12 protein-coding genes are annotated in these 12,397 nt (G+C 68.0%); 8 read left to right on the forward strand and 4 right to left on the reverse strand.

From position 1 onward, the window contains the following. Positions 1 to 57: 57 nt before the first annotated feature. The 4 genes from JUB11_RS13905 (at position 58) to JUB11_RS13920 (ending at position 3,929) form a co-directional block, all read left to right on the forward strand. Complete coding sequence (locus JUB11_RS13905; RefSeq protein ID WP_207459148.1) at positions 58 to 1,581, forward strand: CinA family protein; 1,524 nt, start codon at positions 58 to 60, stop codon at positions 1,579 to 1,581. Positions 1,582 to 1,686: 105 nt separating this feature from the next. Continuing rightward, positions 1,687 to 3,333: a GGDEF domain-containing protein gene (locus JUB11_RS13910; RefSeq protein WP_207459149.1), complete on the forward strand. Its 1,647-nt coding sequence runs from the start codon at positions 1,687 to 1,689 to the stop codon at positions 3,331 to 3,333. An 82-nt stretch (positions 3,334 to 3,415) separates the two neighbouring features. Next, on the forward strand, positions 3,416 to 3,682 hold the full coding sequence (locus tag JUB11_RS13915) for a type II toxin-antitoxin system prevent-host-death family antitoxin (protein ID WP_207459150.1): 267 nt from the start codon (positions 3,416 to 3,418) through the stop codon (positions 3,680 to 3,682). Then, positions 3,663 to 3,929 carry a Txe/YoeB family addiction module toxin gene (locus JUB11_RS13920; protein WP_207459201.1) on the forward strand — a complete coding sequence of 89 codons (267 nt, stop codon included), beginning with the start codon at positions 3,663 to 3,665 and terminating at the stop codon, positions 3,927 to 3,929. The genes JUB11_RS13915 and JUB11_RS13920 overlap by 20 nt, the downstream gene beginning before the upstream one ends. A gap of 166 nt (positions 3,930 to 4,095) precedes the next feature. Here JUB11_RS13920 and JUB11_RS13925 read toward each other — a convergent pair whose 3' ends face one another. Both JUB11_RS13925 and JUB11_RS13930 read right to left on the reverse strand, forming a co-directional pair. Then, a complete protein-coding gene (locus JUB11_RS13925) occupies positions 4,096 to 4,764 on the reverse strand; it encodes a VOC family protein (RefSeq protein WP_207459151.1) in 669 nt (222 codons plus the stop codon). A 71-nt stretch (positions 4,765 to 4,835) separates the two neighbouring features. Continuing rightward, positions 4,836 to 5,234 carry a tautomerase family protein gene (locus JUB11_RS13930; protein WP_207459152.1) on the reverse strand — a complete coding sequence of 133 codons (399 nt, stop codon included), beginning with the start codon at positions 5,232 to 5,234 and terminating at the stop codon, positions 4,836 to 4,838. A 109-nt stretch (positions 5,235 to 5,343) separates the two neighbouring features. Here JUB11_RS13930 and JUB11_RS13935 point away from each other — a divergent pair, with 109 nt between their 5' ends. Next, positions 5,344 to 6,234: a LysR substrate-binding domain-containing protein gene (locus JUB11_RS13935; protein WP_207459153.1), complete on the forward strand. Its 891-nt coding sequence runs from the start codon at positions 5,344 to 5,346 to the stop codon at positions 6,232 to 6,234. Between the two features lie 9 nt (positions 6,235 to 6,243). Here the strand turns inward: JUB11_RS13935 and JUB11_RS13940 are convergent, their stop codons facing one another. Further along, a complete protein-coding gene (locus JUB11_RS13940) occupies positions 6,244 to 7,503 on the reverse strand; it encodes an alpha-hydroxy acid oxidase (protein WP_207459154.1) in 1,260 nt (419 codons plus the stop codon). Positions 7,504 to 7,627: 124 nt separating this feature from the next. On the opposite strand from JUB11_RS13940, the gene JUB11_RS13945 reads away from it, so the two are divergent. From JUB11_RS13945 to JUB11_RS13955, 3 genes are all read left to right on the forward strand, one after another. Beyond that, a complete protein-coding gene (locus JUB11_RS13945; RefSeq protein ID WP_207459155.1) occupies positions 7,628 to 8,533 on the forward strand; it encodes a LysR substrate-binding domain-containing protein in 906 nt (301 codons plus the stop codon). 476 nt (positions 8,534 to 9,009) lie between these two features. Further along, positions 9,010 to 10,719: a hypothetical protein gene (locus JUB11_RS13950; RefSeq protein WP_207459156.1), complete on the forward strand. Its 1,710-nt coding sequence runs from the start codon at positions 9,010 to 9,012 to the stop codon at positions 10,717 to 10,719. 134 nt (positions 10,720 to 10,853) lie between these two features. Then, positions 10,854 to 11,330 (forward strand): GNAT family N-acetyltransferase, encoded by a 477-nt coding sequence (locus tag JUB11_RS13955; RefSeq protein WP_207459157.1) that lies wholly within the window; start codon positions 10,854 to 10,856, stop codon positions 11,328 to 11,330. A 9-nt stretch (positions 11,331 to 11,339) separates the two neighbouring features. Here the strand turns inward: JUB11_RS13955 and JUB11_RS13960 are convergent, their stop codons facing one another. Then, positions 11,340 to 12,188, reverse strand: a complete 849-nt coding sequence (locus JUB11_RS13960; RefSeq protein ID WP_207459158.1) for an aldo/keto reductase — start codon at positions 12,186 to 12,188, stop codon at positions 11,340 to 11,342. Positions 12,189 to 12,397 lie beyond the last annotated feature (209 nt).

The following is a 12,397-nucleotide window of genomic DNA, read 5'->3' on the forward strand; positions in this document are numbered from 1 at the left end:
CGGCTTCGCCCCTGCCGTGTTGTGCCCTTGACGATCCAAGGCAGGGCGGGCGCATCCATGTCGTTGCTGGACAGCATCATCGAACTCGGCCATGGCGGCGGGCGGGACGGTCTCTCGCCCTGGTTTCTCCGCCGGCTGAAACAGCAGGTGACGGACGGCCTCTTCCCCGGAGAGGAGGAGTTGGAGGAGACCGGCTCCAGCCTGATCCGGGAGATGAGGGACATCCGGGAACAGGCGGGCGTGGACGGGGCGGTGCTCGCCCTCTCCGGCCGGGCCGGCTCCGCGCTGGCGGCGGCGCTGCTGGCGCGGGCCGGCTGGCGCGTCATCGGCTGCACCTTCTCCATGGAAGAGGGCGCCACGGGGGCCACGCCGGACACGGCGGAACGCGGCCTCGCCGCCTGCGACGCGCTGGGGATCGAACACAGGCACCTGGACCTGACGGCCTCCTGCCGCACGCTCGCCGCGGAAACCGGCGGGACCGGCCCCTCCGCCCCGGCCGGCGAGGAGGCGCTGCTGGCCCGGCGGGCCGGCCTGCGGGCGCAGCTCCGCCTGCTCGCCCTCCAGGACCAGGCCATCGCCGAGGGTGGAATCGTCGCGCGGACGGGCAGCCTGTCCGAACGGGGCGCCGGGCTGGAGGGGGGCCTCGCCGGGGCCGGGGACCTGGCGCCGGTGCAGTCGCTTCTGCTGGGATGGGAAATCCCCTGGCTTGCCCGCCGATTCGGCCTTCCCGAGACGCTGTGGCGGGTCGAGCCGGGCGCGGAGCCCTGGGGCGAGGCCAGCACGCTGGAATGGGACGTCATGGTTTTCGCCGTGATGGAGGCGCTGTTCATGAGCCCCGGCCAGGGAGCCGACCGCCTGCCGGCCCTGCTGGACATCGGCGGCGACGGCCGGGCGCGGCAGGTTCTGGACGTCGTCCTGCGGCGCCTGGACCGGGGCTGGCTGCACCGCGCCATGCCCGTACGGCTGCGCCATCCCTCCTCCGACCGGCTCGGCCGGCTCAACGCGCTGGACCGGCGGCTCTTCCGGCCCGCCGCCCTGCGCCGGGAGGAGGATCTGCTCACCCTTCCCTCCGACATCGCCTATCTGGCTGAGCGGCTGGTCCAGTCCTTCACCGCCTCGGGCGACCGGCTGGTGACGGCCGAGTCCTGCACCTCGGGCCTGATCGGGGCCAGCGTGGCGCCCGTGTCGGGCAGCGCCGCGGTGTTCGAGGGCGGCTTCGTCACCTACCGGACGGACATGAAGACCGACGCGCTGGGCGTCTCCTCCGACCTTCTGCGCGAGAAGACGCCCTACCATCCGGACGTCGCCCGAGCCATGGCGGAGGGGGCGTTGCGGCTGTCCGCCCGCGCGACCGTCGCGCTGGCGGTGACGGGGGTGGGCGGCCCCGGCCCCGATTGCGGCAAGCCAGCCGGCCTCGTCTACATCGCCATCGCGCGGCGCGGCGCGGAGCTGCGGGTGGAGGAACACCATTTCGCCGGAACGCCGCAGGACGTGCTGGCCGACACCATCCGCACGGCCCTGCTGATGGCCCTGTCGCCGCCGCGGGGAACGCCCCGGGTAGGGCACGGCGCCGAACGGTAGATTTCGCACGAAGATTAGCATTTTCTTAAAGGGCGCGGGCTTCATCTATAGCGAAACGCATAGTGATTTGCATCGTATGCGCGCATTCGGATGGAGGTCGGCCACATGCCGTGGAAGAAGAAGGGACTTCGGAGCGTCGTTGCCATTTCCGGCGCCACGCTCGTGGTCGGCATGGCGGCACTGATGAGCGCGGTCATCGGTTCGCGTTCCGAACGGCAGATGGAGCAGGCGATCGGACGCTCCCTGTCCGAGGCCGCCTTCCAGATGGCCGACAAGCTCGACACGGACATGTGGGCCCGCTCCAACCAGGTCAGCGTGCTGGCGCGAATCGACGCGCTGCGGGACTGGCCGGTGGCGCAGAAGCTCGTGGACGAGCTGAAGGCCAAGGACCACACGCTGGCCTGGGTCGGCGCGCTGGACACGGAAGGCCGGATCATGGCCTCGAGCGGCGGCATCCTGCTCGGCGTGAACGCCTCGACGCGCCCGGTCTACAAGGAAGGCATCAAGGGCCATTTCGTCGGCGACGTGCACGAGGCGGTGATGCTGGCGAAGCTGCTGCCCAACCCGAGCGGCGAACCGATGAAGTTCGTCGATGTCGCCACCCCCATGCTGAACGACGAGGGTGAGACGGTCGGCGTGCTCGCCACCCATTTCTCCTGGGACTGGGCGCGGGAGGTCATGCTGACGCTGATGCGGCCGATGCAGGACCGGCGCGGGCTGGAAACCTTCATCGTCAGCGCCGACGGCACGGTCCTGCTCGGGCCGGCCGGCAGCATGGGCCATCCGCTTTCCGTCGGCAGCCTCGCCGCCGCAAGGACGGAAGAGATCGGCTGGGCGGTCGAGACCTGGGCCGACGGCAAGAGCTACGTGACCGGCTACGCCCACAGCCCCGGCCACGCCAGCTATCCCGGTCTGGGCTGGACCGTGCTGGCCCGCCAGCCGGTGGAGGCGGCCTACGCCGACGCCACGGCGCTGCGCCGCGAGATCATGGCCTGGGGCGCCGGCTTCGCTCTGCTGTTCAGCGCGCTGGCCTGGTTCGCCGCCGGCTGGATCACCCGCCCGCTCCAGGCCATCGCCGACTCCGCCGCGCGCCTACGGCGTGGCGAGCCCGGCGTGGAGATCCCGGAGGTGCGCGGGGCCGCCGAGATCGCGGATCTGTCGCGCACGCTGCGCGATCTCGTCGCCTCGCTGACCAAGACGCGCAACGATCTGGTGAAGATGGAGGACGCCGCCTACCAGGACCGGCTGACCTCCCTGCCCAACCGCCGCTTCTTCGAGCAGTACGCGGAAGCGCTGGCGAACCGTCCGGGCACCCAGCCCTTCACCATCCTGTGCCTCGACCTCGACGGCTTCAAGCCGGTGAACGACACGCTGGGGCACCAGGCGGGCGACGCCGTGCTCCGCCAGGCCGGTGCCCGCATGTCCTCCTGCCTGCGCAGCGACGACGTGCTGGCGCGGACCGGCGGCGACGAGTTCGTCATCGTGATCAACCCGATCCCCGGCCGCCCCACCCCGGTCGTCGCCGAGATCGCCGAGCGTCTGATCGACGCCGTCAACGAGCCGGTGCTGGTCGCCGGACGGGCCGTGCAGGTGGGCTGCAGCATCGGTATCGCCAGCTGGCCCGAGAACGGCACAACCCTGGCCCAGGTGCTGGAGCAGGCCGACAAGGCGCTCTACACCGCCAAACGCTCCGGTCGCAACCGGGCGGTCGCCTGCACCGACAGGGCGGACAGCTGCACTGCGGTGGTGTGAGGGAGCGTCAAGGTTTGACAAGGCCGCGCATCATGTCCATGTTTCTGTACAGGCAGGAATCCAAAGCGCCTGGGGGAGTTACATGGGCCATGTGAGCTATACGGAACTGCGCAACAATCTCGCGAGCTTGATGGACGAGGTTTGCGACAGCCGCGCTCCCCTGGTCGTCACCCGCCAGAAGGGCCGGTCGGTCGTGATGATCTCCGAAGAGGAATACGAAGGCCTCATGGAGACGCTTCACCTTCTGCGAAGCCCCGCCAACGCGGAAAGGCTGCTCCGGGGCATTGCTCAGTTGGATGCCGGCAAGGGCACGGAGCGGACGTTGATTGATGAAGAAGATCTGGGGTGAGGACGCCTGGAACGACTATTTGTTCTGGCAGCAGAACGACCGTAGCGTTCTGCGCAAGATCAACGAACTCATCAGGGACACGGAGCGGAGTCCCTTTTCCGGGATCGGCAAACCGGAACCACTGAAGGAAGCGCTTTCCGGCTGGTGGTCTCGCCGCATCACAAGCGAACATCGCCTCGTTTACCGGGTGACCGGCACTGGAGCTACCCAGGCTTTAGAAATCCTCGCCTGCCGTTATCACTATTGAACCAGGGGCTGAGGCGGCAAGGAGTTGTCGACTCATCCCGCGTTATCCGGCTCATACGATTTTCATGAAGTCCTGACCTGTGGTCAGGACTTCCGCGCCATGGGGCGCGGGGCCGCGGTCGCGGCCCTTTACCGGGTTCGGAGGTCGGAATTTTCCGAACCCGGTATCACTCCACCCATTCGAACTCGGGCAAGGACAGCCGACGCGGCTGTTCTCCGTCCTGGCGCGACACGGTCAGGACCATGCGCGGATGGTCCGTGACAGCGGGCTCGACCGTGAGGAGCCCCGCATCGACCAGCGCCTCCAAGTCGCGTCCCGGCGCGGCTCCGTCCGGCAGGCTGAGCCGCACGCCGGCGATCTCCGCCAGCCCGGCAGCGCTCTGCCGGTTGCCGGCGCGGCCGTCGGTCCAGGCATCGGGGCGGGCGTTGCCGGGGGACTGGAAGATGAAGGGATGCGCCGGATCCTCGCTCTCCAGCGAGACGGGGATCGCCATGCCCGGCGGCAGATAAGACGGCGTGAAGTCCCAGGTCACGAAGGGCAGCGGACCGGCGGCGCGGAGCGCGATGCCGAAGGGGCTCGCCCCGTTGGCGCGCCACCCCGCACGCTCGGCGAGGCCCGTGCGGGCGATGGCCGGGCTTTTCGCCTCCTCTGCGCTCTCCAGCCAGAGCAGTTCCAGATAGGCGTTGTCGAAGCAATAGCAGAGGTTGGCCGTGCCCTGACCTGGATGCGCCCGGCGGAAACTCTCCACGAGGCCGGCCTCCCGCAGCCGGGCGGCCTCGGGCGCGCCCGGCTCGACGAACAGGAAGATGTGGCAAAGCTCAAGACTGGGGGGCATGGGACGGCCATCGGCGATGGAAGGGGCGGCCCCACTCTACAGCAGGCGCGCGGCACCGTCGCCCGCATGTATCACGCCGGCGCCATCGCCGGACGCCGCTGCTCCTGCGTCAGCCCGTCATAGCCCCAAGCATCGGCGGGCAACTCGTCGATGACCACGTAGGTCGCCACCGGCAGCGCCTCCGCACCCAGCACCTCCTTCAGCAGGGCGGCGGCTTCCGTGATGAAGCGCGCCTTCTCCTCGGCCGTGTTGGTGCCGGCGGTGACCTTCACGTCGAGGTGGGCCGCCACCGGCACCGGGACACCGCCCACGGACCAGCCTGCGGCCGGCACCTGCTCGACCAGCACGGCGGTCAGTTCCGCCTTCTTGCGCATGGTGCCGGCCATCAGCCGGGTGGCGCCGGTTTGCAGCCGCTCGATCTGGCCGGGGGTTAGTGCGGGGCCGGCGGTCTTGATGGTGACGAAGGGCATGGGAGTCTCCTGGGAAGGGTCTGTCGTGGCTTGACCTCCGCAGCCTGCCGGCCCAGCATGGTTTTGAAAATTTCGAAGTTCCAAAGCGACGATGCAGCAGAACTCAACCATGCGCCTGCCGACCAACCTCGACATGGACGTGCTGCGGACCTTCTGCCTCGGCGTGGCGCTGGGCGGGTTCGGCAAGGCGGCGGAGCGGGTCGGCCGCTCGCCCTCGGCGGTCACGCTCCAGATCCGCAAGCTGGAGGAACAGGTCGGCCACCGGCTCTTCCGCAAGCAGGGGCGCGGGCTGGTGCCGACGGAGGCCGGGGAGACGCTGCTCGCCTACGCCCGCCGCATCATCGACCTGAACGACGAGGCCGTGGCGGCGTTGCGCGACGCCGGGGTGGCAGGATGGGTGCGCGTCGGCGTGCCGCAGGACCTCGCGGAGGACTGGCTGCCCGCCCTGCTCGGCCGCTTCGCCGAAACCCACCCCAATGTCCGCGTCGAGGTGCGTGTGGAGCGCGGCAGCGCCCTGGTCGAGGGGGTGGAGCGCGGCACGCTGGACCTGGCGCTCGCCTGGGGCGACCGGCGCAGCGCCCATTGCTCGGAGATCCTTGAGCTGCCGATGGTCTGGATCGGGCGGGACGGCTTCCGCCGCAACGCGGGGGAGGCCTTGACCCTGGCCGCCTTCGATCCGCCCTGCACCTTCCGCAGCGCTGGCACGGAGGCGCTGGAGCGCGCGGGCATTGCTTGGCGCCACGCCTTCGCCAGCCCCAGCCTGTCGGGCCTGTGGGCGGCGGTCCGGGCGGGGCTCGGCGTCACGCCGCGCACCGCCGTGGGCGTGCCTGGCTCTTTGCGCGTCCTCGATCACAGGACGGCGGGCCTGCCTGCCCTTCCGGCCGTCCGGCTGATGCTCCACGCCGCCGAAGAGGAACCCGGCGCCGCCGTGGCCTGCCTGCGCGGCACCCTGCTGGACACGCTGGCGCTCCGGCTCCCCGCCGGCGCGCCCATTCCATAACGGCGGGGTTCAGCGCAGCAGCGGCCCGGCGGGAAGCAGCTTGTCCGGTCCCATCTCGGCAAGGCTGGTGATGCCCAGCAGCCCCATGTCGGCGCGGATCTCCGCCGACAGCAGGTTGATGGCGTGGCTGACGCCCGCCTCGCCCGCGATGGCCGAGGCGTAGTTGAAGGGCCGCCCGACGAAGACGCACTGCGCGCCCAGCGCCAGCGCCTTCAGCACGTCGGTGCCGCGCCGGAAGCCGCTGTCGATCATCACCGTCATGTCGCCGGAGACTTCCTTCACCGCCCGCAGGCAGCGCATCGGCGAGGCCGCCCCGTCGAGCTGCCGCCCGCCATGGTTGGACAGGATGATGCCGTCGGCGCCGTTCTCCCGCGCGAGGCGCGCGTCCTCGGGATGGAGGATGCCCTTGATGACGAGCGTGCCCTTCCACTGCCGGCGGATGCGGGCAATCTCGGTCCAGTCCAGATGCTCCCGCCCGGCGAAGTCGCGGGCCACGTTGCGGGAGATGATCGGGGCGCCGCGTTCGGCGTAATTGTTCTCGAAATGCGGCATCCCGTGCCGGACCAGCGTGCGCAGGAAGGTGTTCACCGCCCAGCCGGGATGGGTCAGCCCCTCCCAGAACAGCCGCAAGCTGGGGTCGAGCGGCGTCTTGAAGCCGGTGCGGACGTTGTTCTCCCGGTTCGGGACAACGGCGGAATCGACCGTCACCACCAACGTTTCGAATCCGGCATTCGCCACCCGGTCGATCAGCGCCGCGATGCGATGCGGCTCGCCCGGCAGATAGGCCTGGAACCAGCTGTCGGGTGCGGCCTCCGCCACCTCCTCCATGGGAATCAGCGAGGATCCGCTCATGATCATGGGGATGTTCGCCCGCGTCGCCGCCCGCGCCAGCGACAGGTCACCACGATAGCCGGTCAGCGCCGTGATCCCCATCGGCGCGATGCCGAAGGGCGAGGCGTAGCGCTTCCCGAACAGGACCGCTTCCTGGCTGCGGCCGGACACGTTGTTCAGGACACGCGGCAGGAAGCGCATCTCCTCGAACACCGCCCGGTTGTCGTTCAGGGAGGCGTTGGTCTCCGTCGCCCCCGCGACATAGCCGAAGAGCGGCTTCGGAAGGTAACGGCGCGCCGCACTTTCGAAATCGTCGAGCGACAGGATACGGCGCAGCCGGCGCGGAGCCCCGGCGGGCGCAGCCGGGCGCGCGGCGGGTTTGCCCGGGGCGGCACCGCCGCCGATCACCGAATTCACAGGTGCCGAACCGTCGGACATCGCCCCTGTTCTCCTTCCTGCGGGCACGGATCGTTTCCGTTCCCAACCATTCCGAACGGGACTTTAGAGTGGTGCCGTGCATAGGATAAGCGATCATTATTCCGCTTGCTGATGAGTTTTCGGAATGAGCGAGCGCCGCCTCACCCCGTCCATGTCGATGCTGCTGGCCTTCGACTCCGCGGCACGGCACCAGAACTTCACCCAAGCCGGGGAGGAGCTGTCCCTGACGCAGAGCGCCGTCAGCCGGCAGGTCCAGGCCCTGGAGGAGCTTCTGGGGGTGGAGCTGTTCCACCGGTCCGGCCGGCACGTCACCCTGACGGAGGTCGGCGGGATCTACGCCCGCGACATCGCGCCCGCCCTGGCGCGCATCCGCGGCGCCGGGGCGCGCGTCGCCGCTCACCGGGCGGAGAGCCGGACGCTCCACCTGGCGGTGCTGCCGACCTTCGCCTCGCGCTGGCTGCTGCCACGCCTTGCCGGATTCTATGAACGGCACCCGGACATCGTCGTGCACCTGCACACGCGCATCGGCGAATACGACCTGAAGGACAGCGGCATGGACGCCGCCATCAACGTCGGTGTCGAGCCCTGGCCGGGCCTTCTGGCCGACCGGCTGGAGGATGAGGAGATGGTGCTGGTCGCCAGCCCCGCCCTGCTGGCCCGCCATCCGGTCCACACCCCCGCCGACGTCTCACGCCACCCGCTGCTCCACATCGCCGTGCGGGCCGAGGCCTGGCGGGAATGGTTCACCCTCCAACGCCTGCCCCTGCGCGACATGCGCCCAGGGCCACAATTCGAGTTCACCGCTCACCTCATCCAGTCCGCCGAGGCCGGGATCGGCATCGGGCTGGTTGCGCGCTGCCTCGTCGAGGAGGAACTGCGCGACGGCCGCCTGATCGTGCCGCTGGACCAGGGACTTCCCGGCAACCGGGGCTATTACCTGCTCTACCCGCCGGAGAAGGCCGGCTTCCCCGCGCTGAAGGCGTTGCGGGACTGGCTGCTGCCGCAGGCTGAGAGGGCAACGCGGGCCTGAAGCTGTGGGCGAGTTTCAGCTGCACCACGATGGGCACTGGCAGGCATGTGCAGCCATGCCCCGATGATGCGGAGCCGCCATGGCCCGCGTTCACCCCGGGCCAGCCGGCAAGAACCGGATGCGTAGATTACACTTTCTTTGAATAGTTCGTATGTATTCCCCGCATGTTACCCAACAGTTAATTGCCATACCTTGGAGTGGTTTTATTATTACTTGTGAATATCAGCAAATAACAGTTGATTTCGTATTGTTTCCTCCCTAGCGTCCGCGTATAGCGAACGTTTTGCTTTTAAAAGAGTGTTTTTCTGATGTTGCGAGGTCCCGGAGAGCCATGGGGGATGGCGGCCGGACCCGCGTTATTGCCTGCCTGCGCTCGGCTTCAACCTCGCCCGGCCGCAGTCCGGTTCCCCTCCGGACCGACCGCGGGCACGCCGTCGTGACGTCCGGCAGGCACAACAACGAATGGGGATAGTGTCATGAGATCTTCGTTGCGCGCATTCCACGCCACTGTGGTGGTTGCGTCGCTTGTCGCCTCGGGTCAAGCCTGGGCGCAACAGGCCTGTCAGGCGACACCCAAGACCGCGATATACGCGAACTTCTATCAATTCAGCAAACCGCTGAACGCAAGGACGTGCGACGCACGTGTGGAGAATGGCCGCATCGTGATCGGGGATGGACTTTCCAACCCCGCCATGACCTGCCCGGATACCTTCGCCTGGAAGCTGTTCATCGAGGGGATCCAGCAGCAGTTCTGGGCGGATTGGGCCTCGGACCAGCAAACCTGGCCACTGAATCCCTTGCGGCTCTGCACGGCCGACAACAAGACCGATTGCTGCGATCCGTCGGCCGCGACAAACCCCGGTTATCAGGACGAGGGGGGCGCATCGGCACCGCAGGCCTGCCCCTATTACCCCGGCGACCACAAGCATAAGGCGTCCGCACAGAACAGCCTGCGGGTGGGACAGCCGCCGTCGAAGGCGCACATCGTCGACCCGTTCGCCAAGCCGAACGCACAGCCGCTCACCGCGGGCGCCTCGGCCGACCCTGGCCGGGAACTCCGCCAGTCCATGGCGGAAGTCGTTTTCCGCAACAAGCCCATGTTCCAGTTCATTTTCGAGAACGATCTGTACAACACGGAGGGCATCACGGCCGTCTATAACGTGAACGCCGCGAACCTCTCGTCGGGGACCAATGGAACACCCTATCGCCTGGCGAATTCCAACGGCGCCACGGGAGAGATCGATTTTCCAGTCGCATCCGTGATGATCAAAAGCAACTGGATCCGCCGTGATCGCGCGGAAAAGATCGGCATGAGGGATGATCCGCAAAATCCCTACATCAAGCTGACGATGACGCAGAACTTTTCCCAGAGCGATGACAACAACAGCCAGATTTTCGAGCCTGGTGAATACTGGCTTATCGCCATGCATATGTCTTCGAAGGACACCCCGAATTGGGTGTGGACAACCTTCGAGCACGTGAACAATCCGGGGCGTTGCGATTACACGGGCTGCAACGACTCTTATGGCTATTCCAGCCCGGATCCAGTGGCGGCGGGGCAGGCGAACAACTTCACCATGCCTATCCTGCAATGCGACAACCTGCCGATTCCAAGTTGGATCTACCAGACGGGCCAGGTTTATCCGGGTGGCGCGATCTCGCCGAACCTCGACCAACTCCTCACCAGCCTGAATGTCGGCGGCGAGACACAGCTTGCGGCCAACGGCACATGGACTCCCTCAGCAACGTCCAGCGGATGGCGCAGCTATCGCCTCAAGGGATCCCAGACCGAATTCACCGATTCCACCGGCAAATTCACGCGGTTGGGCAACTCGGTCACCGAGGGCGGATTCGTGAACAGCTCGTCCTGCATCAGCTGCCACGCGCGCGCCACCACGAACGCCGCCGGTCCGGGCATCCCGCTCGGGGTTTTCATGAATGACCTCAACATTTCCGGCTACGCGCAGAGCCACTTCGGTACCCCGAACCCGGACTGGTATCTGTCAAGCCAGGCTCCGGCCAATCTCAATGCCTTGCAGACCGACTTCGTCTGGGGATTCCTGTTCGCCCATTCGCTCGAAAAGCCCTTGAAGGCCGGTTTGGGCGCCGTGGAACCGGTGCCGCAGGCACCGACCAAGGCAACGCCGGATAATCCCTTCGCCGTTCGCAACCTGATCCAACGGTAAGGTGTCCGGCCCGCGCCGGGCCGCCCTGACGGGTGGTCCGGCGCGGTTCCGTTGCCATTTGGCGCAGGCGGGAAACGGCTTCTCCGAAAAACGGCGCTGTTGCACTATCAGCCCCAGACCTATCGGAGGCCGCCATGGCGACGACGCAAACCATTTCCACCCCGCCGACCACACAGGTTCGCGCCCTCGAATCCGCCGACCGCGGCTCCTGGCTTCCGCTCTGGCGCGGCTATCAGGCCTTCTACAAGGTGGAGATTCCGGAGCAGACGACGGAGGTCACCTGGAACCGCCTGCTCGACCCGCGGGAACCGGTCTTCGGGGCTCTGGCGCTCGTGGACGGCGAGCCGGCCGGAATGGTGCACTGGATCATGCACCGCTCCTGCTGGACAACCGGGGACTACTGCTATCTCCAGGACCTGTTCGTGGCACCGGACCGGCGGGGTGCCGGCCTCGGCCGGACGCTGATCGAGCATGTCTATGCCGAGGCCAGGGCGGCCGGATGCGCGCGTGTCTACTGGCTGACGCACGAGACCAACACCGACGCCATGCAGCTCTACGACCGCATCGCCGACCGCTCGGGGTTCCTGCAATACCGGAAGATGCTCGGCTGAGCCGGGGCTTCAGAGCATTTCCAGCGGCCGGGGCCGCGTCGGGGGCGGGAAGGCGCGGTCCAGCTCGGCGAGGTCCTGCTCGTTGAGCGTCAGGTCCAGCGCCGCGCGGTTCTGGCGGACATGCTCGGCGCTGCCGGCCTTGGGGATGACCATCAGGCCGTCGCGGCGCAGCAGCCAGGCCAGCGCCACCTGGGCCGGGGTGGCGCCGTGGCGGGCGGCGACGGCCTTCAGCGCGGGGTTGCCGAGGATGCGGCCCTGCTCGATCGGCGAATAGGCCATGAGTGTGATGTTGCGCTGCCGGCACCAGGGCAGCAGGTCGTATTCGATGCCCCGGCGCGACAGGTTGTAGAGCACCTGATTCGTGGCGCAGGCGCGTCCCTGCGGCAGGTCGACCAATTCCTCCATGTCGGCGGGGTCGAGGTTGCTGACGCCCCAATGGCGGATCTTGCCGTCCCGGATCAACCGGTCGAAGGCCTCCAGCGTCTCGCGGAAGGGCACGCCGCCGCGCCAGTGCAGCAGGTAGAGGTCGATGCGGTCGGTGCCCATGCGCTTCAGGCTGCGCTCGCAGGCGGCGATGGTGCCGCGCGCCGAGGCGTTGCTCGGCAGAACCTTGCTGACCAGGAAAACCTCGTCGCGCCGGCCGGCGATGGCGTCGCCGACCACCTCCTCCGCCCCGCCGTCGGCGTACATCTCCGCCGTGTCGATCAGCGTCATGCCGAGGTCCATGCCCAGACGCAGCGCGTCGGCCTCCTGCTTCCGGGCCTGGGCGCTCTCGCCCATGTACCAGGTCCCCTGACCCAGCGCCGGGACGGCCTCGCCGGACGGAAGAGTGACGGTGCGGAAGCTGTCGGACGGCATGGCGGACCCCTTCTTGGATGGCTTCGGCGTCTTGGGTGATGTTCGGCGTTTCCGTTCCCGCCCTCAAGCTTAACGGATCGCCGGCATGCGGGAAAACGAACATGTCCGGTACCGGCAACAGCCGATTGCACGTCCCGGCTCCCGTCCATGCGCGTCCAGGAGGGTTCCGGCGCCTGGATGCGGGCCGCCGGGGGAGATTCGCCGGCCGA

Origin of the sequence: Azospirillum sp. SYSU D00513 (assembly GCF_017356015.1) — a bacterium.
Classification (GTDB): Bacteria; Pseudomonadota; Alphaproteobacteria; order Azospirillales; family Azospirillaceae; genus Azospirillum.